General features: G+C 60.7%; 26 protein-coding genes and 2 tRNA genes. 17 read left to right on the top strand and 11 right to left on the bottom strand.

Annotated elements, in window-relative coordinates; translation table 11 throughout:
• Nucleotides 1–24: 24 nt before the first annotated feature.
• Both BS630_RS04860 and BS630_RS04855 read right to left on the bottom strand, forming a co-directional pair.
• A complete protein-coding gene (locus BS630_RS04860) occupies nt 25–303 on the bottom strand; it encodes a hypothetical protein (protein WP_077976489.1) in 279 nt (92 codons plus the stop codon).
• A gap of 253 nt (nt 304–556) precedes the next feature.
• On the bottom strand, nt 557–754 hold the full coding sequence (locus tag BS630_RS04855) for a hypothetical protein (RefSeq protein ID WP_065282354.1): 198 nt from the start codon (nt 752–754) through the stop codon (nt 557–559).
• A 144-nt stretch (nt 755–898) separates the two neighbouring features.
• Between BS630_RS04855 and BS630_RS04850 the strand changes: the two genes are divergently transcribed.
• The gene (locus tag BS630_RS04850; RefSeq protein WP_003546063.1) at nt 899–1144 is read left to right on the top strand and encodes a hypothetical protein; all 246 of its coding nucleotides are present in this window, start codon (nt 899–901) and stop codon (nt 1142–1144) included.
• 15 nt (nt 1145–1159) lie between these two features.
• Complete coding sequence (locus tag BS630_RS04845; protein WP_077976488.1) at nt 1160–1714, top strand: ankyrin repeat domain-containing protein; 555 nt, start codon at nt 1160–1162, stop codon at nt 1712–1714.
• Between the two features lie 36 nt (nt 1715–1750).
• Here BS630_RS04845 and BS630_RS04840 read toward each other — a convergent pair whose 3' ends face one another.
• Nucleotides 1751–2143 (bottom strand): hypothetical protein, encoded by a 393-nt coding sequence (locus BS630_RS04840; protein ID WP_077976487.1) that lies wholly within the window; start codon nt 2141–2143, stop codon nt 1751–1753.
• A 339-nt stretch (nt 2144–2482) separates the two neighbouring features.
• Between BS630_RS04840 and BS630_RS04835 the strand changes: the two genes are divergently transcribed.
• Nucleotides 2483–3394 (top strand): DUF1499 domain-containing protein, encoded by a 912-nt coding sequence (locus BS630_RS04835; protein ID WP_077976689.1) that lies wholly within the window; start codon nt 2483–2485, stop codon nt 3392–3394.
• Nucleotides 3395–3874: 480 nt separating this feature from the next.
• Here BS630_RS04835 and BS630_RS04830 read toward each other — a convergent pair whose 3' ends face one another.
• The 4 genes from BS630_RS04830 to BS630_RS04810 all read right to left on the bottom strand — a co-directional run bounded on the left by BS630_RS04830 (nt 3875) and on the right by BS630_RS04810 (nt 8562).
• The gene (locus BS630_RS04830; protein WP_027666739.1) at nt 3875–4222 is read right to left on the bottom strand and encodes a YciI family protein; all 348 of its coding nucleotides are present in this window, start codon (nt 4220–4222) and stop codon (nt 3875–3877) included.
• A gap of 1240 nt (nt 4223–5462) precedes the next feature.
• Nucleotides 5463–7184 carry a saccharopine dehydrogenase family protein gene (locus tag BS630_RS04820; protein ID WP_077976485.1) on the bottom strand — a complete coding sequence of 574 codons (1722 nt, stop codon included), beginning with the start codon at nt 7182–7184 and terminating at the stop codon, nt 5463–5465.
• The gene (locus BS630_RS04815; RefSeq protein ID WP_077976688.1) at nt 7181–7630 is read right to left on the bottom strand and encodes a thiol-disulfide oxidoreductase DCC family protein; all 450 of its coding nucleotides are present in this window, start codon (nt 7628–7630) and stop codon (nt 7181–7183) included. The genes BS630_RS04820 and BS630_RS04815 overlap by 4 nt, the downstream gene beginning before the upstream one ends.
• 14 nt (nt 7631–7644) lie before the next feature.
• The gene (locus BS630_RS04810; RefSeq protein ID WP_077976484.1) at nt 7645–8562 is read right to left on the bottom strand and encodes an MBL fold metallo-hydrolase; all 918 of its coding nucleotides are present in this window, start codon (nt 8560–8562) and stop codon (nt 7645–7647) included.
• 162 nt (nt 8563–8724) lie between these two features.
• Between BS630_RS04810 and BS630_RS04805 the strand changes: the two genes are divergently transcribed.
• The 4 genes from BS630_RS04805 to BS630_RS04790 all read left to right on the top strand — a co-directional run bounded on the left by BS630_RS04805 (nt 8725) and on the right by BS630_RS04790 (nt 11083).
• A tRNA-Gln gene (locus BS630_RS04805) sits at nt 8725–8798 on the top strand.
• Nucleotides 8799–9018: 220 nt separating this feature from the next.
• Entirely contained in the window at nt 9019–9582 is a 564-nt protein-coding gene (locus tag BS630_RS04800) for a hypothetical protein (protein WP_143529396.1), read from the top strand.
• A 1-nt stretch (nt 9583) separates the two neighbouring features.
• Nucleotides 9584–9880: a hypothetical protein gene (locus BS630_RS04795; RefSeq protein WP_077976482.1), complete on the top strand. Its 297-nt coding sequence runs from the start codon at nt 9584–9586 to the stop codon at nt 9878–9880.
• 177 nt (nt 9881–10057) lie between these two features.
• Complete coding sequence (locus tag BS630_RS04790) at nt 10058–11083, top strand: reverse transcriptase domain-containing protein (RefSeq protein WP_077976481.1); 1026 nt, start codon at nt 10058–10060, stop codon at nt 11081–11083.
• A gap of 445 nt (nt 11084–11528) precedes the next feature.
• Here the strand turns inward: BS630_RS04790 and BS630_RS04785 are convergent, their stop codons facing one another.
• Nucleotides 11529–12305, bottom strand: coding sequence for an SDR family NAD(P)-dependent oxidoreductase (locus BS630_RS04785; protein ID WP_077976480.1), 777 nt, complete (start codon nt 12303–12305; stop codon nt 11529–11531).
• Nucleotides 12306–12746: 441 nt separating this feature from the next.
• A complete protein-coding gene (locus BS630_RS04780) occupies nt 12747–13355 on the bottom strand; it encodes a TetR/AcrR family transcriptional regulator (protein WP_077976479.1) in 609 nt (202 codons plus the stop codon).
• 111 nt (nt 13356–13466) lie between these two features.
• On the opposite strand from BS630_RS04780, the gene BS630_RS04775 reads away from it, so the two are divergent.
• From BS630_RS04775 to BS630_RS04765, 3 genes are all read left to right on the top strand, one after another.
• Nucleotides 13467–14153, top strand: a complete 687-nt coding sequence (locus BS630_RS04775) for a PspA/IM30 family protein (RefSeq protein ID WP_077976478.1) — start codon at nt 13467–13469, stop codon at nt 14151–14153.
• Nucleotides 14154–14203: 50 nt separating this feature from the next.
• Nucleotides 14204–14485: a YiaA/YiaB family inner membrane protein gene (locus BS630_RS04770; RefSeq protein WP_003546080.1), complete on the top strand. Its 282-nt coding sequence runs from the start codon at nt 14204–14206 to the stop codon at nt 14483–14485.
• A gap of 93 nt (nt 14486–14578) precedes the next feature.
• The gene (locus BS630_RS04765; RefSeq protein WP_077976477.1) at nt 14579–17974 is read left to right on the top strand and encodes an acyl-[ACP]--phospholipid O-acyltransferase; all 3396 of its coding nucleotides are present in this window, start codon (nt 14579–14581) and stop codon (nt 17972–17974) included.
• A 309-nt stretch (nt 17975–18283) separates the two neighbouring features.
• On the opposite strand, the gene BS630_RS04760 is transcribed toward BS630_RS04765, so the two are convergent.
• The gene (locus BS630_RS04760; protein ID WP_077976476.1) at nt 18284–18592 is read right to left on the bottom strand and encodes a hypothetical protein; all 309 of its coding nucleotides are present in this window, start codon (nt 18590–18592) and stop codon (nt 18284–18286) included.
• 177 nt (nt 18593–18769) lie between these two features.
• Between BS630_RS04760 and dinB the strand changes: the two genes are divergently transcribed.
• The 6 genes from dinB (at nt 18770) to BS630_RS04730 (ending at nt 23540) form a co-directional block, all read left to right on the top strand.
• On the top strand, nt 18770–19858 hold the full coding sequence (gene dinB, locus BS630_RS04755) for a DNA polymerase IV (protein WP_077976687.1): 1089 nt from the start codon (nt 18770–18772) through the stop codon (nt 19856–19858).
• 131 nt (nt 19859–19989) lie between these two features.
• Complete coding sequence (locus BS630_RS04750; protein WP_025393547.1) at nt 19990–20292, top strand: hypothetical protein; 303 nt, start codon at nt 19990–19992, stop codon at nt 20290–20292.
• Between the two features lie 16 nt (nt 20293–20308).
• A complete protein-coding gene (locus BS630_RS04745; RefSeq protein ID WP_077976475.1) occupies nt 20309–21421 on the top strand; it encodes a sialidase family protein in 1113 nt (370 codons plus the stop codon).
• A gap of 133 nt (nt 21422–21554) precedes the next feature.
• Nucleotides 21555–22118, top strand: coding sequence for a nutrient deprivation-induced protein (locus tag BS630_RS04740; protein ID WP_077976474.1), 564 nt, complete (start codon nt 21555–21557; stop codon nt 22116–22118).
• Nucleotides 22111–22527: a phage holin family protein gene (locus BS630_RS04735; RefSeq protein WP_025393550.1), complete on the top strand. Its 417-nt coding sequence runs from the start codon at nt 22111–22113 to the stop codon at nt 22525–22527. The genes BS630_RS04740 and BS630_RS04735 overlap by 8 nt, the downstream gene beginning before the upstream one ends.
• Nucleotides 22527–23540, top strand: coding sequence for a DUF3618 domain-containing protein (locus BS630_RS04730; RefSeq protein ID WP_077976473.1), 1014 nt, complete (start codon nt 22527–22529; stop codon nt 23538–23540). Before BS630_RS04735 ends, BS630_RS04730 begins: the two co-directional genes overlap by 1 nt.
• A gap of 104 nt (nt 23541–23644) precedes the next feature.
• Here BS630_RS04730 and BS630_RS04725 read toward each other — a convergent pair whose 3' ends face one another.
• Nucleotides 23645–24052 (bottom strand): hypothetical protein, encoded by a 408-nt coding sequence (locus tag BS630_RS04725; RefSeq protein WP_025393552.1) that lies wholly within the window; start codon nt 24050–24052, stop codon nt 23645–23647.
• Nucleotides 24053–24314: 262 nt separating this feature from the next.
• Between BS630_RS04725 and BS630_RS04720 the strand changes: the two genes are divergently transcribed.
• Nucleotides 24315–24391, top strand: a tRNA-Pro gene (locus BS630_RS04720).
• Nucleotides 24392–25045 lie beyond the last annotated feature (654 nt).

The following is a 25045-nucleotide window of genomic DNA, read 5'->3' as shown; positions in this document are numbered from 1 at the left end:
GTGGGGGCAGGGCGCCCAGGGCCCTCAGTAACGATACCGCCAACGATCGCGGTAGACATAAGGTCCGTTCAGATCCCAGGCCATGCGGTTCATCATCTCAGCACTTTGCGCCCGTGATTCGGCGCGCCGGTCGAGATCGATGCGCTGCAGGCAGGTGGCAAAACCATCTGTGCCGCGCCGGAAGCCATAGCTCAGGCACCGCTGCTCATCCGCCGCCCGCCGCTCCTCCGGCGTCATCGTCTGGCAGGCCGAAAGCCCGGCGACGATGGTGGCCATGACGGTGATGAGAATGGGGATGCGCATCGGTGTATTCCTTGGAATGCATTTCCCTGAGGAAAGGCCATTCGGGCGAGGGCGTCAAGCTGCTCTTGGCCCGGGAGATCGCTGAGGCCAGCCCCTCATCCGCCTGCCGGCACCTTCTCCCCGCTTGCGGGGCGAAGGGGTATGCCGCGACCTCTCCGTCCCCCACTAATCTCGCGTAGGGCACGTCCCCTCTCCCCGTCAGAACGGGGAGAGGGTTAGGGTGAGGAGCAACCACCGAAACCGAGAAACAGAATCACGCCGCCCCAGCCGGATCCCCGATCGGCAGCAGCGCCGGATTAAGCGGCGGGTCCTGAGGATTCTTCGTGTCGCCTGGGTCCTGTGCCGGTGTCAGCGGTGGTTTTTCCTGGATGCGGTCGGGAATGCCTGGCGTCGGCGTCGGGCCACGCGGCGTATCGGCATTGGGTGTCGGGATCGGGTCTCTGTTCGGCATGAGTGCCTCCTTTTCGAAAAAGGAACGGCATCGTCCGCACTTGGTTCCACTTTCGCCGGCCGACCTTTCTATGCATGAGGGCCATTCCTATGTATGAGGAAAACATGGGCTCTCCCTGAGAGGCCGGCAAACCTTGGAACGAGCATGGCCCTTCGCGATCGATTTTCGAAAAAACTGAACTGTCCGCAATGCGGGAATGAGGGCTTTGCCGAGGCCTCGGAAGTCGATGATCCCAAGCGCAAGCACCCGGATTTCAAGGTCGACCAGCTGCCGCGCGGCTTTGGCGTGCAGCGGCCGTCCAATCATCAGGAAAATTTCGTCATCAAGTGCGAATGCGGACGAAAATTCCCCTTCCGCAGCGTTGCGGAAGCCGCGGCCGAGCGCCGGTAGTTTTTCGGAGTAACAATGCTTGGCTTTTTCCTGCGCGTGATCGCCATCCTGGGACTTTCATTCAGTTCAGCCACTGCGACCAACGCCGAAGTCGCCGAGAAATTTCATCATGCCGTCCAGGTGGGAGATGTCACGACGGTAAGAGCCATGCTTGCGGCGGATCCATCTCTCGCGATCTCCGTCGATGAATATCGATTCCAGCCCATTCACCTTCTCGACATGTATTTCGAACGGGAAATCCTGGAGCTTCTGCTTGCGAACGAAGCCGATATCAACGCCAGGAACGACGAGGGGATAAGCATTCTCCACATCATCACCGACCCTGAGGCGGTGAATCTCCTGATAGAGAAGGGGGCCGACATCGAGGCCCGCGACAATCACGGCCGAACGCCTCTTATCGTCCAAATGCTCAACCGGCAGAACGGGCCTGATGTTATCGCCGCTCTTCTGGAGAATGGCGCAAATCCCAATGCCAAGGATGATAGCGGCGTGACAGCCTTCGATATCGCGCGGCAAAGTGGCGACGAGGACCTTATCGGCCTGATGACGAAAAGCGGGACGAGGAATTGACGCCTGAGGTTTCAGTGATCGCCCGTGCTCTGAACCTCAGATCCGCTCCAGCACCTCGATGAAGGCATCGGCGAAACGCACCAGCGGCGCGGTCTCTTCATTGGGCGCCTGCATGCGGATTTCGGTGCCGTTATCGTCGAGCAGCGCCAGCACGACGCGCATCTCCTGGCCATCTTCAGGAATGCGCAGCACGGCGATGCGACTGCAATCGTGAACGAGGCCACCGGCCGGCAAATCGAACAGCAATTCGCCGCCGGAGCGTGCCGCCGCCTGGCGCACGGCCTCGCAGAAGCCGGGATCGCCGCCGGCATAACCTTCGAGCGAAAGTTCGAGCTCGAGCAGCTCCATCGGCAGCATCGGCTCGGACTGGTGGTCGATCCCGCCAAGCGCAGATGCCTGCGGGCTCGCTGCAATCTCGGGTGAAATCATGCCGTCTCTCCTCTATATCTGGAGATGAAACCGCGGCAGAATGGCCTTTTTTTGACATATCAGCAAGGGCTTATGAAGAAGCCGCCGTTTCGCCATGGCCTTCGCCGCGGATTCCAACGCAATGCCTCAGACAATCGTTTCAATTTAGCCGAATCTTGCCCCAGATCCGGATGATTTTAGGCCGGGCCGGCCTAAAATCTGAATCCGGATCTAAATCAAAGAATAGAGCATGATGTCGTCCGAAAACCGCTTCACACTTTTCGGCATCATGCTCTAAACAGGGTTGAGGCGATTTGCGTGGTCGAACGCGCGGGCGCTGACGAGCAACCGGTAAGTTTGATGGCCATCCGCTATGACCGCCCCGTTTCCAGCGCCGCCCGCTCTTCGCGGCTCATCGGGGCGTTTTCCCTGGTGCTGGCGCTGGCTGTGATAATCGCCCATCGCTTCGGCGGCCTCGCCACACCCTATCTGGTGCTGCTGCTGATTGTCGCTGCCGGCTGCGCACTGCTGGCCGCCATGCTGGCAGCCATCGGACTGCGCAGCCTCTGGATGACTGGGGCTGAGGGCGGATTGGCGGCGCTGGCGGCGCTGATCTATGCCGCCTTTCCGCTGGCGCTTGGCGCCTATGCCACCGAGCGCTATCTGACGCTGCCCGATATCTACGACGTTTCCACCGATCCGGTCTCCGCGCCCGACTGGCTTTCCTATCCGTATTTCGACCAGATCTGGCTGAAGCGCAAGGTGCAGGTGACGCCGGAGGATCGCGAAAAGCAGCTCGCCGCCTATCCCGAACTCACCGGCCGGCGCTATGAGGGCGCGCTCGACCGCGTGCTGGAGGCGGTGCGCAAGGTCGCCAAGATGAGCGGCATGACCATCACCGAGAGCAGCGGCGACACCGAGCCGGGCCGCGATCCCGAAGACAGACCGGTCAAGCCGCCGCAGGCCGGCGACGATGCGGTGGCCGATGCGCCCGATACCATCCCCGTGCCGACGCCGCGTCCCTATGACGACGACGTCGCCAAGCTGATCCGCGGCGTCAACGGGGTGACGCTGCAGGGCACCACCCGCACGCTGATCCTCGGCCTGCGCTTCGATTTCATCATCCGGCTCCGCGAAGAGGCCGAAACCACCTTCGTCGACATCCGCGTCGCCTCCCGCTACGGCCAACACGACCTCGGCTTCAGCGCCGAAATCGCCGGCGATTATCTGAAGGCGCTGGATGCCGAGCTGCTGGGAATTGCGGGTGGGTGAGCAACGGTGCCGCCAAAGGCGGCAGCAATCGATCCAGTGAATCGATTGCAGTTGCGAACGCCCTGAGCCCAAAGCGAAGGGCCGGGATAGGGTGCGGCGGACTCAACCCCCGTACCGGTGCCGCCAAAGGCGGCAGCGATCGATCCGGCGAATCGATTGCAGTTGCGAACGCCCTGAGCCCAAGCGAAGGGCCGGGAGAGGGTGCGGCAGATTCAACCCCCGTACCGGTGCCGCCGAAGGCGCCAGCAATCGATCCAGTGAATCGATTGCAGTGGGTGAGCCGCGGTGCCGCCGAAGGCGCCAGCAATCGATCCAGTGAATCGATTGCAGCGGCGAACGCCCTGAGCCCAAAGCGAAGGGCCGGGAGCGGGTGCGGCAAACTCGACAACCTGCGGGCCGCAACCTCTCGATTCACCCTTCTCCCCTCGGGGAGAAGGTGCCCGTAGGGCGGATGAGGGGAAGTAGCCGGGCACTTCGAATCTAAAAGCCGGCGGTCTCGCGCACCTCGATCGCTCCCATCCGAGCGAGCGAGTCCCGCTCCGCGATCTCCATTGCCTCCGCAAGGTTCTTCGCTTCGATAAGCAGGAAGCCACCCAGATGCTCCTTGGTCTCTGCGAAGGGCCCGTCGGTCCAACTCACCTTGCCGGCGCGAACGCGCAATGTCTTTGCGGTCTTTGGGTCGGCAAGAGCGTTGGAGGCGAGATAGTGGCCTGAACGTTGGAGTTCTTCATTGGAAGCTAAGGACTCCCGGTCGATCTCGGCCCATTCCTCCTTGCTGGCGGCATCAGCAAGTGTTTGATCGATGTAGAAGAGACAAAGGTAGCGCATCCGGTTCCTCCATGGTGCTGTCGATGTTAGTCGAACTTGAACACCGCGATTCGACAAAGAGCAAAAAATGCTGCCAGTTCTGCTTATCCGGCGAGAGCTCCTTGCTGCTCTGCGATCTTTCCAGCGGAGATCTCTGGGGGCTCCAAGCCGATGTTACGGCGCAGGCGAGAGTCAAACCGCGACAGCTCGCTCAAGCTTCGGCGGTACCTTCGCTGATGCTTCAGCAGCATCCAAACGGCTTGCAAGGTGCCCACGACACTGAGGTGTGGCGACTGTAGTTCGACGTGTTCGGAATGCTTAGTGGCAGCCATACTTGTCTCTCCTTTGACTGGCTCACGGCGCTCCGTCTTAATCGAACAGGATCGGCCGAAATCGACACGCTGGTTTCAGGAGCTTGATCTGAGCGGGTAACAAGACGGTGCGCGGACCATGGACATAGTTTGATGAGTGACACGACCTTGAGGGAATAGAGCCGGCCGACCTGCAGGACTTTGTGAAGGTGCTTTCCATCATGAAGGCAGCGGGGCTTACCCACGGTGGGTTTTATCGAAACTTTACCTAAAACGACGTTCCGGCAGCCTGGCCATCGAGGGCGCTACGTTAGAAGCAATGACATTGCTGGATTGGCCCAATTACCTGATGAGCCCTTGCACGTGCTTGTCGAACGGTATGTGTGACAAGCCCATCGCGACGAGCCGGCCGCGGGATCATCAAGGAGGCACAATGGCGGATCACAGGACGCTTCTGAAAACAGCATTTTTTCCGTTTGGCTCAAAATCGAGACGGTCATCGCATTCATCGCGGCCGACCGGTTAGGGCCGAGACGGGACGATCGCAGCTTCCGAGGTAAGGTCTGGAAATGGCGCACTCTTGCCATCTCTGTCACAGCGGTAGTGTTCGAAACGGCCCAACGCGCTTGGTCAATGTGCGAGGAAAACAGCGCTTGCGATCAGGGGGCCGCCGAAGCCGGTCTTCCTTACAACGCCTATGCGGGGTTCGACCGCATCGTCTTAGGGCGTCGCCGACAGGTTGTTACGAGAGGGGTGTGCCGTGTGGCCCCCTCAACCGCCTGCCGGCACCTTCTCCCCGAGGGGAGAAGGGAAATTGCCGCAACCTCTCCGTTCCTAGCCCATTTCTCGCAGGGCACGTTCCCTCTCCCCGTTTTTACGGGGGTCCGGAGGGCGGCTCGACCCCGCCAAGGTTAGGGTGAGGGGCAGCCATTCGCGCAAAGGCGCGCCCCTCACTCCACCACCAACCACCCCGTATACCGCACCACCAACCCCGTCAGCCGCCCGCCGATCTCCACGTGAAAGTGGAACCGCCCATCCCGCTCCTCCTCATAAGTATCCCCGCCAGGCGCCAGAAACATCGGCAGCGGAATGCCGCAGAACCGCCATCCCCGCACCACGAGCCGCAGCTTTTCCCCATCCGGCACCAGCGCCATCAGCACCCGAAACGGCCCGAAGACCTCGGCGAGCAGATGCCGGTCGCGGCCCTTGCCCTCGACCTGCCAGCTGCGGAACACCGTGCCGCCGAAATCCCGTGTCCAGACCTCCCTGTCGTCATCGGGCACGAAACGCACCGTGACCGGCACATCCTCGCCGGCTCTCGGAAATCCGATCACCCCAGCGACGATCCTCGCCAGCAGCCCGCCGCCGCGCTCGATCCGCGCCCGGCCGGAGGCGACGCGCGCGCCGCCGGCATGGAGGGCGGCGAGGGCCGGCGGCAGCCGCTCCCAGGCGCTGCCGAGGATCCTCTGGTAGAGAGGCAGGGGCATCTCCTCGTTTTCCATCCGGATGCCGGATGTGATTGAAAACCGCCGGAAGGCCGCTTCGAAATCCGCAAGCTGCAATTCCCCGGCCGCCGGCCGCGCCCCATTCTCCGGCCGCATGCCCGTCAGTAGCCGGCGCACCAGCGCGTCCACGCCGATCACGGGAATGAACGGCCCGTCATCACCTTCGGCAATCAGATGCCAGTCGGATGTCAGCCTGCTCCCGGCGTGATCGACGCCGCCGACGCGGACGAACATGCCGCCGCGATGGTCGCCGATCGCGAAAGCGTGGCTGGCACGCTGCAGCAGCCGCGCAAATGGCTGCAGCGATGGCAGGAGCCTGAGGTGCACCAGCCTTGCCGCAAGGCTGAGCAGGTGCTGCAGCGGCTGCGGCTCCGTGCCGACCCCGGTGAAGGTCGATTGCAGGCCGGCAAAGCGTGCCGGCAGCAGCTTGAGATCCGGCGCATCCACCAGCAGGAATTTCCGGCTGCGCAGCGGCTTAACCCCCGGCGGCGCCACCGTCACCCGCATCGCATCGATCAGCCCGCGCCCGGGGGCCGCCCGCCCATTCCGCAGCACCGGAACCTTCTTGCCGGCATAGGTCGCGATCGCCCTGACGACATTCAGCCCGATCTTTACATGCGGCGAGGGGGCAATGCCCGCCGAAACGCTTTCGATCCGGGAGAAATGTGGCGCCATCGCATCGAGTGCGGCGAAGGAAAGCGCAGGCAGGCTGCTGAGCCCCGAGAGCGCGAAGGTGCCCTTGGCCTTGGCGGCCGCATCCAGCCCACCGATGCCGGCGACGAAACCGGTGCTGTCGGCAATATCGGCGTAGTCGATGCCGAGATCGATGCAGGCCTCGGCGACCTTATAGCCATCCTTGCCGAAGCTCTGGAACGGCCCCGAGGCATCGATGACGAGATGGGGCCTCATCCGCGTCAGCTGTTCGGTGAGATCGCCGTCGCGATCGAATCGAACCGCCTGCACCAACGCGCCGAGATTGTTGCTTCCCAAGCCCTCGGCGCCATCCTTCGGCGACCGGAGATCGGCAACGAAATCGTCGGCCTTTTCAAGCGAGCGCCCCGCAACCAGCAGCCTGAGCCGGGGTTCATCGCCCAGCAGCTGGGCGAGCCGCCCGCCGAAGGTGCCGTAGCCGCCGATGATGAGCAGGCAAAATCTCGCCTCGCTCATGCGATGAACCGGCTGCGCTGCTCCGGCGTCGGCACCATGCAGCTTTGCCGGCCGGCAATCTTCAGCCTGTTGCGGGCGATGAATTCATAGAGCGCATCGGCCGCCCGCCGCGGCAGCAGCCGGAAGATCTTCACCAGCGAATAGGGAAAGCCGAGCCCCGCCACCATGCGGATCGAGCCGTCGGACTTGAAGAAGGCGCGGCCGTTCTCGATCAGGATATTGGTCTCGTAGTCGCGCGCGTGCAGCCCGTAATGCCGGTAGAGTGCGGCGCCGAGCGGCGTCTGCGCCGCGAGGAAGCGGTATCGCTGCTGCTTGTCATGTTTCAGCGCGAATTTCACCCAGCCGGAGCAGAACACGCATTCGCCATCGAAGATGATCAACGGCCGATCATCGGCAAAATCAGGCACATCAGGATCTTCGCGATAGCTGTATTCGGCGCGCCCCATGCTCATTTCTCCCCTCATCTCCCTTGAGCCGGCCGGTAGCTGGCGGCAAGCGAAGGCGGCCCATCCGCCGCAATCTCGCCGCGCTCCAAAAGATCCTCGATATGGGCGAGCACGGAAAGCGCGGCCGCCCCATGCAGCTTCGGATCGGTATCGCGATAGATCACCTTCACCATCTCGGCAATCCGCCCGTCGCCGGCCTGGACGCGCGCCAGCACCGCCTGCTCGCGCCTGAGGCGATGCGCCTTCAGCGCCTTGAGGAAAGTCGAAGGCTGCGTCACCGGCCCGCCATGGCCGGGCAGCAGCATGCCATCCTCCCGCTCGATCAGCCTGTCGAGCGAGGCCATGTAATCCGCCATCGAGCCATCCGGGGGTGCCACGATCGAGGTCGACCAGGCCATGACATGATCGCCGGAGAACAGGATGTCGCGCCGCGCAAGCGCGAAGGCGGCATGATTGGCCGTATGCCCCGGCGTCAGCACCGCGCTCAGCACCCAGCCATCGCCCGATAGGCTCTCGCCGTCACTGAGCGTTATGTCGGGCACGAAGGACAGATCCGAGCTTTCGGAAAAGGGATTGATCTCGCCTTCGCGCAGCGGCCGCGCCGGCCGGTGCGGCCCTTGCCCCACCGTCACCGCCCCCGTTGCCGCCTGCAGCCGCCGGCTAAGCGGCGAGTGGTCGCGATGCGTGTGGCTGACGACGATATGCGTCACCGCGCGGCCGCCAAGGGCTGCCATCAGCGCCTGAAAATGCGCCTCGTCCTCCGGGCCGGGATCGATGACCGCCACCGAGGAAGAGCCGACGATATAGCTGTTGGTGCCGTAAAAGGTGAAAGGCCCGGGATTCTCAGCCGTGATCCGCTCGACACCTGACGCAACCGGCACGGCGCGCCCATAGGCCGGCTCGAAAGCGAGGTCGAATGCGGGACTGTCCATGAAGGAATGATCTCGGGCCGATGACGTCGCCAATTTCTAGCACGACATCAGGCACTGCGCAGCGCATAAATCTGCGCCGGGTTAAACTTAGTCATTGTGACAGGCGAAGAGCTTTGCTAATCAGGCGTCGATTTGAGCAGGCGGTTTCCGCTCAAGCTCTGGTGGGGCGTCGCCAAGCGGTAAGGCAACGGTTTTTGGTACCGTCATCCCTGGTTCGAATCCAGGCGCCCCAGCCAGTTTTCTGAGTATCTTCTATTGGTTCGTCACCGTCACTTCGCTCTGGCGGATGGAGTATACCCCTCCGGTTTGCGCTGCAACCGGGGCAGAAGGAAAATACTAAACCTGAGCTTGAAAACAATCCACATCGGAGAGTTGATCTGAATAGATTCTTATAGGATGTTGAGATTTTGAAGAGCTGCACCTAGGGCGATAATGGAACATCATCGGATAAAAAAATTGGACCTAGTCGCAAGACAGGACGAAATCCGCCGCGCAGCAGAGCGCTACGAGATATTTATTGCTGGTCCATATATCGATGTCACCAAACCAAGAACTGAAGAAGTAAACTCACTAGACAAGGGAAAATTAATACGGTTTGATGTTTATCAATATTATAATGATTCTGGCCATAATATTTATATGGGCGAGGATGTAGAACTACAAAAAATTGGGCAGAAGCACTACGGAAACAAGTCGAACGCTGCTTTTTTTGAGAGGCATTACATCATTGACAATATCGATACAGTGATAATGTTTCCATTCGGACCAGGCGCATTTTGCGAATTGGGTGACTGGGCGACTACGAAAAGTACATGTGAAAAAATGTTGGTTCTCATAGCAAAAGAGTTTGAGGGGAAACCAAGCTATATCAATGACGGAACTGCCAAAGCTGCGAGACATTTTGGGGCGGAAATTGTCTATGTAGATTACGAGAATTTTGATGAAGTAATCGGCGAATGCAATAGATTCATAGAGTCGCGTGCTACCGATGCCAGAGTGGAGAAGCTCTTTGATAGATAGCATGACATTGGTGGACCGATATCTGGTCACATTGCGGATAATTCAGCCTGCCCGTGTGCAGGATGTATTAAGCGCCTACACGGAAATGTGGGGCGACGGCAATAAAGACCAGCTACACGAAGCGATCTACAAGTTGCACGAAAAGATGAAATCAGATGGTTTATTGATAGATATCCGCAAGGGAACTTACGTTTTAACCGAAAAGGGCATGAACGTGGCTGCCACTTTGGTCAAAGAACGAGAAATTGACAACCGCAGATTATTCTTGATGAAGCGACAGAGAAGGTTGTATCACTGAGTCGCGAGGTGGTTTTGGATAGGAGGCTGCACCAGCCGTCCTGCCATTCAGGTCAAATAGTATAAGTGGGCGCGTGATTAGTAAGGGCCGGTCGGCAATCGCCTGAAGCCTCAGCCAATCACCGACCGGCCCTTACTAATCACGCATTCAAAGCAATCCCTTGAGATTGGTTTTTCCATGCCACCTCGCAGCTACTACAACGCTCCTCGTCCTTCAGACTATGTCGCTTTTGCAACTGCATTTTTCCCGGAAGATTCTGATAACGCTGGTAAATTCGCTGACCAGTTTGGTTTGCCGTATCTTGAATCCACTCGCCATCTCGCGGGATATCTCGGTATTGCACCTTCTCTAATTCGACAGATTATTCACCGCCCTGCATATCATTTCCGCGAGTTCAAGCTCACTAAATCTACAGGGGAGGAGCGCCTAATATCCACCCCCAAAACCTACTTGAAGGTTATACAATGGTGGATCGCGGATAATATTTTAGACAAGATTGACTTATCTGACAACGTTCACGGTTTTCGCAAAAATAGAAGCTACATTAGTAATGCAATAATACATAGGGACTCAAGACATATATTAAACGTCGATGTAAAGAGTTTCTTTAGCAATATAAAAATTGACAATATTTTCAATGTTTTCAGCGCGCTGGGCTATGGTGATGCAGGCAGCCTTTTACTGTCGACTCTAACGTCGAAGGATGGCATGGCTCCGACCGGAGCACCCACGAGCCCGATGATTGCAAATGCTGTTTTTCGTGACATCGATACGCAACTCTCAAAATTCTCTCAGCAGATGGGATTGCTTTACACCAGATATGCTGACGATCTGACATTCTCCAGTATGGAATGGATTGAACACGATGTGTTGGAAGCGGTGTCTCAGATCGTCGAAAGTGGAGGATTCAACCTAAATTCCGCGAAGACTAAATTTATGGGGCCTGGCGACCGGAAAGAGGTAACCGGAGTTACCGTGAATGCCGGACTAAATACTTCCAAAGAGTGGCGCAATTCTGTGAGAGGATATCTCCACCGCGCCTTTTCAAATCCAGCAGACTACATCGCAGACGCGGCAAAGGTCCGGGGGATTTATGGAATACTGCTCCAGTTCGACCCCACGAAAGCGAAAAGGCTTACGCAGACTGCAGAACAAACCATGCTGCGCCTCTTGAAGGCTCAGCGTGACTCCGCGTCAAGCTGAGTATTCCATCAAAATGCATCCGACCTAAGTGAGAAAGCTGCGGTAATACATTGACTTCAATCAACCCGATATTCGTACTACATATGGATGAGACTATTTAACTCGTCTAAGAAAGACGACGCAATGCTAACCGTTACACATAGACGCCGTTCTTGTCCGCGCATCGGTAAAGAATGTAGGCAGTTGTTTTTCTGGGGTCACCCTGAGCTCCACGACAACGACTGCTTTATTAGATTTCGTTGACTCTCAAAAATCCGCGAATCCTGATCTCAAGGCACGTTGACTCTCATGAGTGAGACTCAAAATAGCTTGTCTTCCAACATCCGTCTCTTTTGGCCGACAAATATCGTTGATGCGAAGCCCGGCACCGGTTGCGCGATTGCTCAAGGAAAGCCTGCTGGAAAGGGAACGCGGCAACGCCCGCTAACCCGGTCTTGCCGACTTTCTACCCGTCCGCAAATAGTCGAACACCAGTCAGTTCGCCGAGCCTCCCCACCAACGCATCCTGAAACCCAGCATCGCCAACCTCCGCCGCCGCCTCCCGCCGCTGCCGATGATACCAATACCCGCCGCTGACCTTCGCTGCGCCATCATCGCTCGTCGCAAGCCACGTCTGCGTAAGATGCCCCATCTCCAGGTCATCGGGCGCGCCAGCGCCGCCCATCTTTGTCGGCACCCAGCCGGGATCCACCGCATTGCTGAAAACATCCGGCCAATGGCGGGCGATAGCGGCGGCGAGGGTGGCGATGTAGAGCTTGCTTTCCGAGTAGGCCTGGCTGGCGCTCCACGGCCGCGTCTTCCAGTCGATATCGTCAAGGGCGCTGCTACCGCTGCGGTGCATGCCGCTCGTGAGATAGACCAGGCGATCGGGACGCGTGATCCATGCTGTGAGCAGATAGGGGGCAAGCACATTCACCGCCAGTGTCTTGGCGTGACCATCCGGCGTTTCGCCGCGGCTCCTCTCGAGGTAGATGCCGGCATTGTGGATGACGGCGTCCATTCGGCCGATGGCGTTGACCTGCTCGGCAATCGATCGCGTTTCCGTGGCGCTGGCGAGATCGCCGATGACGAGGCCAAGGGCCGCGGCTGATGTCTCTGCGATGGCGGAGGCGCGCTCGCGGGAACGGGCATGCAGCACGACGTCATGGCCCTCCTTCATCAGGGTGCGGGCGGCGGCAAGCCCGAGGCCATCGGTGGAACCGGTGATGAAAATACGGCTCATGGGGTTTCCTTTCGCGGTGGGCGTGCGGGTAGGGCAGTCAAGCAGCTTTTGGCTGGTTGCTCAATGCGGGAGTTGGGGTGTGGGTTCCTGCGCTCCGACGCAGCCGAGGATCCCTTGGAATTTACCGATCGGGATATTTCGGGATGTGGAGCGGGGTTGAGGCTTATGAATTTTCCCGCTCGGTAATATCGCTGGTGGCGCTTCGCAGGTCTCTCGTCGTGAGGATTTGCGGCTGCCCCTTCGTGCCGATGGCTGCCCCTCACCCTAACCCTCTCCCCGTAAAAACGGGGCGAGGGGACGTGCCCTGCGGGAGGTTGGCGAGGAACGGAGAGGTTGCGACATATCCCCTTCGCCCCGCAGGCGGGGAGAAGGTGGCGGCAGCCGGATGAGGGGTTGGTCTCGCCGATCTCCTGAGCCCGGACCAAGACACTGCCCCACCCATCACCCCCGCCGCCGCTCCGCGCCCGCCGCGATCGTCTGCACCAGTTCATCCACCTCCCGCGCCAGCCGCTCCAGCGGCAAGCCGACGAAGCGGCCTTCGAGGCTGATGCTGACGACGCCGTGCACGGCGCCGAACAGAGTGCGGGCGCGGATGGCGCGGTCTTGCGCGGGCATGTCGGGCTGCAGTTCGGCCAGCGGTTCGGCGATCACATCCATCAGGAAGAGGTGTTCGTTAAGATGCCATTGCGGCGTCGGGCTGCTTTCCGGCGGGAAGTGGTCGAACAGCGCCTTCCAGAGGTTTCGGTGTTCGACGGCGAAGCTCAAATATCCCTGCGCCAGGTTGCGCAGCCGGTCGGTCGGCGGCCGGTCCTTGGCCTCGGGCAGGGTGAGCCTCGCCTCCAGCGCCTTCAGCGTGGCGGAATTGACGTGGATGACGAGCTCGGCGAGGTCTGTAAAGACCGTGTAGAGGCCGCCGAGCGCGCAGCCGGCATCCTGGGTGATGTCACGGGCTCTGAGATTTGCCAGCCCGTCTCTGGCGATCCGTTCGCGCGCCGCCTCGATCAGCCGGGCCTTCAGGTCTTCGCGTTTTTCTTCTCGCCTACCGGCCATTAACCATTCCACTTCGATTTTTTGAACGTCGTTCAAAATTTATCTTGAACGACGTTCATGATTCTGGCATAACACCTCTCGTGAACAACGTTCATAAACCGGAGGAAGGAAATGTTCAAACTGATTTCCATTTTGTTGCGGGGCAGGGCGCATGATGCCGAACAGGCTTTCGCCGATCGCCACGCCGTGCCGCTGCTTTCCCAGCAGATCCGCGATGCCGCCCAGTCGATCCAGTCGGCCCGCCGCAGTGTCGCGGTCGCCATCGCCCAGAACGAGCAGGAGAAGGTGCAGCATGGGGCGATCGTTGCCCGCATCGCCGATCTCGAGACCCGCGCCTCCGCCGCCTTGGCGAAGGGCAATGAGGGGCTCGCCCGCGAGGCGGCCGAGGCGATCGCCTATCTCGAAGCCGAGCGCGATGCATCCGAGAAGGCGCAGAGCCAGTTCACCAGCGCGATCGACAAGCTGAAGGGCATCGTCCGCGCGTCCGAGGCAAGGCTGCAGGAGTTGCAGCGCGGCGAGCGGCTGGCGCGTGCCACGCAGGAAGCCCAGAAGCTCGATGTCGCAGTCGCCGGCCCCGGCTTGGCGACGCTCGACGATGCCGAGGAGACGCTGGCGCGCCTTCGCCTGCGCCAGAGCCAGAACGAGCTGACGGCCGCCGCCCTGAAGGACATGGAAGGCGCCATCCGCCCGGCCGGCATCATCGAAAAGCTTGCCAATGCCGGCTTCGGCGCGCCGCTGCGCACCTCCGCAGATGATGTGCTGGCGCGGCTGAAGAGCCGCATCACGCCTGCCGCTTAAGATTGCATCCATCCAACCATCCATCCATCGAACCCATAGGGGCTAAGACAATGAACGACAGTTTCCAGAAACATTCCGCAAGCTGGGTCAGCTTCTCCTACATCTCCTTCGGCTCGGCCGCCTTCATGCTGGCGCTCGGCCTCTACATGATGCCGCTCGATCTCTGGGGCAAAGGCTATCTCGCCATGGGCATTCTGATGCTGGTGCAGACCACGGTGAACATCACCAAGACGCTGCGCGACAATGCCGAATCCGAGAAGCTGATCCGCAAGGTCGAGGATGCGCGCACCGAGAAGCTGCTCGTCAAGTTCAATCGTAACGATGAAGATTGATCTTGGTTAACCACAGCGCAGAGTTGTTACCGCATTCAACTTTTGCGTAACAACTCTGTGGCCTTCTCTGCGAGCCGAAAGAGGAACCCTGCCGTGCAACACAATCTGATGACCTCAAGGAAATTCGCGCCGCTGTTCTGGACCCAGTTCCTGACGGCCTTCAACGACAATTTCCTCAAGAACACCCTGGTGTTCCTCATTCTCTTCAAGATGTCGGCCAGCGAAGGTGCCGCCCTGGTGACGCTCGCCGGCGTCATCCTCATCGTGCCCTTCCTGCTACTGTCCGCACTCGGCGGCGAACTCGCCGACAAGCATGACAAGGCGAAGATCGCCGAACTGCTGAAACGCTGCGAGATCGCGGTCGCCGCCCTTGCGGTCCTCGGTCTCGCCTTCTCCTCCATCTTTGTGCTGATGGCGGCGCTGTTCGGCTTCGGCATCGTCTCGGCGCTGTTCGGGCCGATCAAATACGGCATCCTGCCCGATCATCTCGAACGCCGCGACCTGCCGAAGGCCAATGCCTGGATCGAGGGCGGCACCTTCATTGCCATCCTCGCCGGCACGATCATCGCCGCACTTGCCTTTTCCAGCGGCGATAATGTGCTGCTCTTCGGCACGATGATGATGGGGCTTTCGGTGATCTGCTGGCTGGCCAGCCGGATGATCCCGCCCACCGGCTCCAAGGCGCCGGATCTTCAGATCGACCGCAATGTCATCCGCTCCAGCTACACCCTGGTCATGGAAATCCGCGAGGACAAACGGCTGTGGCGTTCGGCGCTGATGAATTGCTGGTTCTGGCTGGTTGGCGCCTTCGTCCTCTCCATCCTGCCGACCATGGTGACCGAGCTGCTCGGCGGCTCCGAGCTCGTCGTGCCGGCCTATCTCACCGTCTTTGCGATCGCCGTCGCCGTCGGTTCGGCCATTGCCGCCTGGATGTCGTCCGGCCGCATCGTGCTGCTGCCGGCCCCTGTCGGCACCGCGCTGCTTGGCCTCTTCAGCCTCGATCTCGCCTGGAACCTCTGGGGCCTGGCTTCGGCGAGCCATGCAACGACGATCGCCACCTTCTTCGCCGGTGAGAATACCATCCGCGTTGCCATCGATCTCGCCGGCATGGCGATAGCAGGCGCCTTCATCGCCGTGCCCACATTCGCCGCCCTGCAGACCTGGGCGCATGAGGACCGCCGCGCCCGCGTCATCGGCGCCGCCAATGTGCTGTCTGCGCTGTTCATCACTGTCGGTCTCGGCCTCGTTGCCGCCGTCCAGGCGCTGGGCGCTTCCATTCCGCAGATCCTGATCGGCCTCGGCATCATCAATTTCGCCGTCGCCTGGCTGATGCTGAAGACGCTGCCGACCAATCCCCTCCGCGATTTCATCTCGATCCTGTTCCGCGCCTTCATGCGGCTGGAGGTCGAGGGCCTTGAGAATATCAAGAAGGCCGGCCGCGCCCCGATCATCGCGCTCAACCATGTCAGCCTGCTCGACGGCGCGCTGGCGCTTGCGATCACCGAGGAAGAGCCGACCTTTGCCGTCGATTACAAGATCGCCCAGGCCTGGTGGGTGCGCCCCTTCCTGAAGATGTGCAAATTCCTGCCGCTCGACCCGACAAAGCCGATGGCGACGCGTTCGCTGATCAAGGTGGTGCAGGATGGCAACCCGATCGGCATCTTCCCCGAGGGCCGCCTGACGGTGACCGGCACGCTGATGAAGGTCTATGATGGCGCCGCCATGGTCGCCGACAAAACAGGCTCGATGGTCGTGCCGGTGAAGATCGATGGGCTGGAGAAGAGCTATCTCTCCTATCTCGACAACGGCAAGATCCGCCGCCGGCTGTTCCCCAAGGTCAAGGTCACCATTCTCGAGCCGGTGAAGCTCGAAGTGCCGCCAGAGCTGAAAGGCCGCAAGCGCCGCACGGCGGCAGGCGCTGCCCTTTATCAGGTCATGTCCAACCTGCTGTTCCAGACCGCCGATACCTCGTCGACCGTGCTCGACCGCGTCATCCGGGCCGGCCACGAATTCGGCATGAAAAAGCTCGCCGTCGAAGATCCGGTCACTGGCCGGCTGACCTATGGCAAGCTGCTCACCGGCGCTGCCGTGCTCGGCGCGAAATTCCGCACCATGTTCCCGGAACAAAACCTCGGCGTCATGCTGCCGAATGCCAATGGCGCCGCAGCTACCCTTCTCGGCGTGATGACGGCGGGCAAGGTGCCGGCGATGCTGAACTTCACGGCAGGTGCCGCCAATATCCTCTCCGCCTGCAAGGCGGCAGAAGTCAAGCATGTGCTGACCTCGCGCGCCTTCGTCACCCAGGCGAAGCTCGGGCCCGTGATCGCCGAGATGGAAAAGCAGGTGAAGATCGTCTGGCTCGATGATCTCAGGGCCGAAATCTCGCTCCAGGACAAGATCCTGGGTTATCTCCGCAAGGCGCGGCCGCTGGTCAAACGCCGGCCGGATGATCCGGCGGTCATCCTCTTCACCTCGGGCTCCGAGGGTACGCCGAAGGGCGTGGTGCTGACCCACCGCAATATCCTGTCGAACGCCGCCCAGGCCGCCGCCCGCATCGATTTCCACAGCGGCGACAAGGTGTTCAACATCCTGCCGGTGTTCCATTCCTTCGGGCTGACGGCCGGCACGGTGCTGCCGCTGATTTCGGGCGTTCCGGTCTATTTCTATCCCTCGCCGCTGCATTACCGCATCGTGCCGGAGCTGATCTATGCCTCCAACGCCACGATCATCTTCGGCACCGACACCTTCCTCAACGGCTATTCGAGGACGGCGCATCCTTACGACTTCCGCTCGATCCGCTATATCTTCTCCGGCGCCGAACCGGTGAAGGCCGCAACCCGCCAGACCTATATGGAAAAATTCGGCCTGCGCATCCTGGAAGGTTACGGCGTCACCGAGACCGCACCGGTCATTTCGATCAACACGCCGATGTACAACAAGTCGGGCACGGTCGGCAAAATCCTGCCGGGCATGGAATGGAAGCTCGAACCGGTGCCCGGCATCGATGAAGGCGGCCGGCTGCATGTGCGCGGCGCTAATGTCATGGCCGGCTATCTGCGCGCCGAAAAGCCCGGCGTGCTCGAGCCGCTTCTCGACGGCTGGCACGACACCGGCGACATCGTCACCATCGACGAGGACGGCTTCGTCAAGATCCGCGGCCGCGCCAAGCGCTTCGCCAAGATCGCCGGCGAAATGATCTCGCTCGCCGCCGTCGAGACGCTCGCCGCCGAACTCTGGCCGGGCGCTCTGTCGGTCGTCTCCTCGCTGCCTGACGCCAAGAAGGGCGAGCGGCTGGTGCTGCTGACCGACGCCCCCACCGCCACCCGCGCCGAATTCCTCGCCTTCGCCAAATCCAGGGGCGCCATGGACATGATGGTGCCGGCCGAGGTCAATATCGGCAAGGTGCCGGTGCTGGGTTCGGGCAAGGTCGATTTCGTCGCCGCGCGGAAGCTGGCGGAAAGTGCGGTGCCGGCGGGGGAGGCGGCGTAGGCGTGGCTTGGCAGGCGTCAGGCGCAAACCGGAGAATTGTTGCAGGCGCGTTGCAAGACCCCTCCCCAACCCCTCCCCACAAGGGGGAGGGGCTTAACATGCGGCTCTCGTCGTGCGCCCCTATTGAACGTCGACTGTGCGGCTGGTCTATTTGTTTGTGATGCGGGTGCCACAGCTTAGCCCCTCCCCCTTGTGGGGAGGGGTTGGGGAGGGGTCTTGAGACGGGCGCCGGTGATAGTTCCAAGAGGAAACCGACATGGCCGAAATCGATGTCTTCGACGGGCACAATGACGCGGAGATCGGCCACGCTCAGCGGCTCGAAACACGCACTGCGCCGGCAGCTCGGAGGCTGCGCTGGACGGCGGCGACCTGGCTGGATGCGATATCCACCGAGACCTCGATCTCGCCTTCGAGTGGCGCATCGCGACGGGCGCCATCGTCATGAGAGACATCCCCGCCTGATGGCGCCGAACCCGCACTGTTCCGGTCGCTTGCCGACTGGATAAAGATGTCGGGCCTCGAAACCCGATGCTGCTGAACCAGATGTTCGACCGCGAGATCAGCGGCTTCGCGTGTTTCGAATGTGGCTCGGATGGTGGTCGTGCTGTCGTCCGCCATTGGCTGCCTCCTGATATTGATGTCCACAGGATGAGAACGCCTTGGGCGGCTGGTAGTTCGACGGCAGGTCCAGGCCCCATTGGAATTGTTGATATCGCCTCCCAAGACTGCTATGTTCTGTTTTTGTTTCGGCGCGCAATTTCAGATGCCGATCCCGTCGCGATCGCTGAAACCGCCATGAACGAGATAAGCTCACCCCCCGTCCGGAAGATCGTCCATGTCGACATGGATGCTTTTTATGCGTCGGTCGAGCAGCGCGATAATTCGGACTTGCGCGGCAAACCGATTGCCGTCGGCGGGTCGGCTGCCCGTGGTGTGGTGGCGGCGGCGAGTTATGAGGCCCGTAAATTCGGTGTTCACTCGGCAATGCCGTCTGTGACTGCCAAGCGCAAATGTCCTGACCTGATCTTCGTGCCGCCGCGCTTTGCCGTCTACAAGGCGGTGTCGCAGCAGATCCGTGAGATCTTTGCCGAATACACGCCGCTGATCGAGCCGCTGTCGCTCGACGAGGCCTATCTCGATGTGACGCAAAATCTGAAAGGCATGACGGTCGCCACCGAACTCGCGCTGGAGATCCGCGCCAAGATCAAGCAAGTCACCGGCCTCAACGCGTCGGCCGGAATTTCGTACAACAAGTTCCTTGCCAAGATGGCGAGCGACCTCAACAAGCCGAACGGCCAGGCTGTCATCACGCCAAAGAACGGGCCGGCCTTCGTCGAGCAGCTTCCCGTCCGGAAATTCCATGGTGTCGGACCGGCGACCACCGAGAAGATGCACCAACTCGGGATCGAAACAGGCGCCGATCTCAAGGAGAAGACACTCGAGTTCCTCATCGAGCATTTCGGCAAGTCGGGACCCTATTTTTACGGCATCGCCCGCGGCATCGACGAGCGCCAGGTCAAGCCCGACCGGGTGCGCAAATCCGTCGGCGCCGAAGATACCTTCTCACAGGACCTCCACGCCTTCGAGCCTGCTCGCGAAGGGCTCCAGCCGCTGATCGAAAAGGTGTGGGGTTACTGCGAGGCCAACGGGATCGCCGCCAAGACGGTGACGCTCAAGGTGAAATATGCCGACTTCAGCCAGATCACGCGCAGCAAGACGCTTCCGGCACCCCTGCCGGCAATCGCCGACCTCGAGGAGATGGTCAACCTGCTGCTCGCGCCGATCTTTCCGCCGCGAAAGGGCATACGGCTGCTCGGCGTCGCCCTCTCCTCGCTGGAAGGACGAGCACCGGCCGCGGAACCGCAGATGCGGCTGGCTTTTTAGACCGCCGGCATCGGCTGCCACAGGCGACGACCGTCCGTCGCCGCATTGGTTTTCATCCACCCATCCGCGATTTCGAGCTGGGCCGGAACCTCGTCAGATCTCCGAAGTTTGCGGGACGAGGAGAATTCCACATGCATCTGATACAGTTGTTTATTCCGGCAGCGCCGCACGCGGCGATCGACATCGAAGACATTATCGCGATGATTCAGCGCGAGATGACCGAGCGCCATGGCGGGGCGACTTCATACCTCAATTCCCCGGCAAAGGGGTTTTGGTCGAGTGGCGAGGGCACTGAAGAAGATACGGTCATCGTCATCGAAGTGATGGTGAACAGTCTCGATCGGGCCTGGTGGCGCCAATACCGGCGCAAACTCGAACAACTGCTCGGGCAGGAAGAATTGCTTGTGCGGGCACTTCCGGTCGAAACGCTCTGACCGCCTGGAAGCCTCTATGAGCACGCAGTTCCGCAATCTTGAAATCTATCGCAGACGCGGCGAGTTCGCGGGCTGGCCGGCAAATTATGGTCTCTGGTCGTGGGGTGACGAAATGCTCGTCGTCTTCGCGCGCGGCAAACTCGGAGCGAAGGGGGAGTTGCACGAATTGGACCGTGGCTACCCCTTCGTACCCTGGCAGGCACGCAGCCTGGACGGCGGACTGACCTGGATGGACGAGCCGTTCTGCGGCCGCGTGCCGGGCGGACTCTCGCTTTCGGCCGACGAGCATTTGAACGCCGACCTCAAGGTCCGTCCCCGTCTGTCGGTCCGTGAAGACCTCTGCTCGATTGACGATCCCATAGACTTTCTGGACGCCGAGACGATCGTCATGTGCGCCAGAACCGATGTAGAGGGCGATGCTGTCAGCTGGTTCTATGTCAGCCGGGATCGGTGCCTGACATGGCAGGGTCCGTTTCGTTTCGCCGGTCTGCATCTTCCGCTCTCGGCGCGCACCGATATCGTGCCTCTCGGCAGGAACGATGCGCTCTTCATGCTCAGCACTTCCAAAGAGGACGGTGCGGAAGGAAGAGTGTTCTGCGCGCGCACCGTGGATGGCGGGCGCAGCTTCGTCCTGCAAGGCTTTGTCGGTCCGGAACCCGAGGGCTATTCGATCATGCCGGCATCGACGGCACTTTCCGGCGGCGCCATCCTGACGCTGACGCGCTGCATAGGCAGAGGCGGTGGCAAGGGTTGGATAGAGGCCTTCACCTCCCGTGACCAAGGGAGGACCTGGACGCCGGAAGGCTGCATCGTCGACGACACGGGCAGCAATGGCAACCCGCCGGCGCTCGGGCGGATCGAAGGCATGCTGATGCTTGTCTACGGCCACCGTGATCAGCCATTTGGTATCAGGATGCGCATGAGTTTCGATGACGGCCGGACATGGGGCGCCGAGAAGATCATCCGCAGCGACGGCGGCACGGCTGATCTCGGCTATCCGAGACTCGTAAAACGCAGCGATGGATCCCTGCTCGCCGTCTACTACTTCAACGATGGCGATCGGGAGGAGCGTTACATAGCGGCGTCGATTGTCACGCCTGCCAAAGATCAGGAGCCGGAAACGCTCTAGACGGCGCTGCTTCGCGCGGTCGCAGTTCTGAGCCATAGCGAAGGCGAACCTCCCACGGCGCGTCCGGGAACAAAGCGGGCCATCCATGGTTCGGGGCTGCGGCGATTTGCCGGCACGAATTGGGAGGTTCGAAATGCAGAACGATATCACAGATCCGGCGGGGCGGAGCGCGTCCGCGCAGACCCCGTCCTCATCCCCAGGTTCCGGCTCCTCGCCGGGAACGCGCACGTCCATTTCCGATCTGGAAGCGAAGGTGAGCGAGGATGTTTCCGCCGTCAAGGAAACGATCAGGGAAGGCGCCGACACCGCAGTCGAGAAAGCCAAGGAAGTCATGTCCGAACGCACCAGCTTCGCCGCCCGCCAGGTCGGTGGCGTTGCAATGGCGCTCGAGAAGGCCGGCGCCGAAATGGAAAGCTCCGGTCAGGCAGAAGTAGGACGATACGCCAGGCAAATCGGGCGGAGCGTGCAGACTGTCGCTCGGCGGATGGAAGGCAAAGACATCGGCGAAATCGCCACCATGACCGAGGATTTCGGGCGCAAACAACCGCTCGCCTTTCTCGGCATCGCCGCACTCGCAGGCCTGGCCGCAAGCCGCTTCCTGACAGCGTCGGCGAAAAGGCAAACAACTGCCGCGTCGCTCGGAGCATCAACCGATCGCTCCGGCCCAGCAACGACTGGAGGCGAGTACAATGGCTAAATCTTCAGAGAACACACCCCTCTCCGAACTGGTCAGTGGCCTCGTTGGTGATGTCACGGGCCTGCTCCGCAAGGAAATCGATCTTGCCAAGACGGAGGCTTCGGAAAAACTTTCGCAGGCGCTGAGTGGCGTAGAGATTCTCCTCTTCGGTCTGGTCCTGGCAATCGGGGCGGTCGGCGTCCTGCTGAGTGCCCTTGTCGGCGGTCTCGCGGCCTTTCTCGTGACACAGGGTTTTGCCGAAACCACTGCCACTGCGCTCGCCTCTCTGATCGTCGGCATCATCATCGCCGGCATCGCGTGGGCAATGGTCTCCCGGGGCCTCTCCGCGCTTCGCGGCAACAACCTGACACTGGATCGAACTGCGACCTCGCTTCGCCGCGACGTTGATGTTGTGAAGGACAAAATCTGATGGAAAACGCAATCGAGAAAACATCGGCCGAGCTTCAGCGGGAGATCGACCAGGACCGCCGCCGGATAGGAGACCGGATTGACGCTATCCAGGAACGGATGTCACCAGGCCAGCTGGTCGATGAGGTGATTGCCTACGCCAAGGGAAGCGGCGGCGGAGAATATGTCAGCAATCTTGGCCACGCCCTCAAGGCGAACCCTCTGCCGGTCGCGCTGATGGGCGTGAGCCTCGCCTGGCTCATGGCAAAAGGCAGCCCGTCATCAGGCGATACGGCGACCTGGAGGGAGGATCCTGAATACCCGCTTTATCCGGCGACAGGCCAAGTCCGCAGGATTGGCCCGCCGGCAATGGAAAACGGAGCGCGTTACAGCCACTTTGCCGACGAATCCGGCAGGAGGTTGAAAGCCTTGACCGACGAAACAGGGGGGCGTGCCGGCCATTTCATGGACGAGGCAGGCAAGACCTATCGCGGCTTCGCCGACGCTAGCGGAAAACAGATCAGTCAGATCACCGATGAGACCGGTGCAATGCTCGAGGCGGCGACCGGCTGGGCGGCGGAGAAATGGGAGCAGGCGAAAAGCGCCGCGAGCGACCTTACCGCCCGTGCGTCCGGCGCGGCGAGCTCGCTTTCGAGCCGATCCTCTTCGGCGGCGACCAGTCTTCAGGAGCAAACGAGCAAGCTCAACGAGGCGATCCTCATCCATTTCCGCGACCAGCCGCTGGTCGGCGGAGCTCTGGCTTTTGCGGTCGGCGCGGCGATCGGCGCGGCGCTGCCGCATACCGACACCGAGGATGAATTGGTCGGGGAAGCCGCAGATAGCGCGAAAGACACCCTCAGCGATCAGGCGCAGGACGTCGTCGCGCAGGGTAAAGAGGTAGCGTCGGAGGTCTATCAAAAGGCCGTGGATGCTGCGTCCGATGCTCATGATGCCGTCAAGGAACGCGTGGTGGATGAAGCCGAAACTTTCATCAATCGCAAGGACAGCTTAGGCGGAACCGATCGAAGGGTCTAAAGCGGCCGGTTCCAGGCGCAATAAGATGCGCCTGGCCGTGACGAGCCAAAACAAAAACAGGCGGCACCGGGGCCGCCTGTTCTTCATTACGGACAAGCCGTCCGTTACTTCTGTTCGGGCGCCAGGAACTCTGCGCAATAGGACGGGCCGTTGACGCCGGGGATGTCGGCGACGGTGCGGATGTCGCGGATCGTGTAATCGGAGTTGGTGGTGATTTCGGCCTGGCAGCGCAGATAGGCGGTGCGGGCCGACGCGATCTGCTTGCCGCGCTTGCCGTCGGCGCCTTCGGCATATTTCGCCGGAATGCGCACGGTCTTGTAGCCGCCGCGCCAGGTATAGATGGTGGTCGAGCCTTGCTCGCTGTCGCTGATCGGCGGCCCGTAGGCGGCAAAGAAGACGCCGGCCGATTTGCCCACCCAGCGGGCCTCGATCGGATTGCCGGCGGAAGGTATGGTGGTGCATCCGGCAAGCGCAATGGCAAGCCCGGCCGCGGTCATGATGCGGAAATTCATCGTGTCGTCCCTGATCTCTAGCGCATGGCTGGCAAGCCGCCCTCGTGAGCGGTTTCGCCTGTCCTGTCGTGCCCTTTAGCGCGGAACCCGGCAAAAGAAAATTGCTCCTGAGAGACTTCCGTTCGATTTGCGAGAGGTGTGGCTTTTTGCTGCAGCCGCTCATCTGTAAACCCGTCACAACCCCGTCAAAATTTCCGCCGGCTTTTTGGAATTTGGTGCTTGTGCAACCAGATAGGCTGTTCTATAGAAGCGCCGCTGGTCACGGAGTGTAGCGCAGTCTGGTAGCGCACCACGTTCGGGACGTGGGGGTCGAGTGTTCGAATCACTCCACTCCGACCAGCTAGAACCCTTGCACCATAAGGGTTTTCACTCCCGAGCCGACTTCCCCGCGAAAGCTATTTTCATATCAACGGACCGATTGCGGACCGTTTGAAGCAGCGGACCGATTAAAAAAGCGTTCGCTGCCTGCTGTTCGAAGTCCGGACTCGCATGCGCATACCCGTGACCGATTCCGCATTTGCTTCCGCGGAACTCCATTCGAAAAAAAGCCCCGCCTCTCGGCGGGGCCAGTCTATGGATCGCACAGGAGGAACGCCCGTGCTTTCCTGCCGATATAACAAAAAGCGGACCGGCTAGGTTCCGTCATTCCACGCCGACGATCAAAGAGGAGCCCCGTCGAAACGCAGCAATTGGAAAGGACGGATCGCACAGAAGAAGCTTGGGAAGCGGACGGCCCAGTATGGGGCCACCTCGCAAGGTTTTCTCTAAGACGCTAAGCTGTTATTGTACGAAACCGAACAAAAGCTACAACTCCACGTCACAATTTGTATTAGGCAGTCGGCCGCTCAGCGATCACTTGCTAACCCCAAGCATTATGTCTCCTATGCGTTGGGCGGCCACCTGCATGCTTCCCGGGACTGCCCTTCTACCGCTGGTAATACCAAAAGGACGCCCTGATCGTCCTTTGAGCAATGTGGCAACAGCGCATCGTCA

Source organism: Rhizobium laguerreae (genome assembly GCF_002008165.1).
Classification (GTDB): domain Bacteria; phylum Pseudomonadota; class Alphaproteobacteria; order Rhizobiales; family Rhizobiaceae; genus Rhizobium; species Rhizobium laguerreae.
The sequence above is the reverse complement of the archived record's forward strand: the minus strand, read 5'-3'. Positions and strand labels throughout refer to the sequence as shown.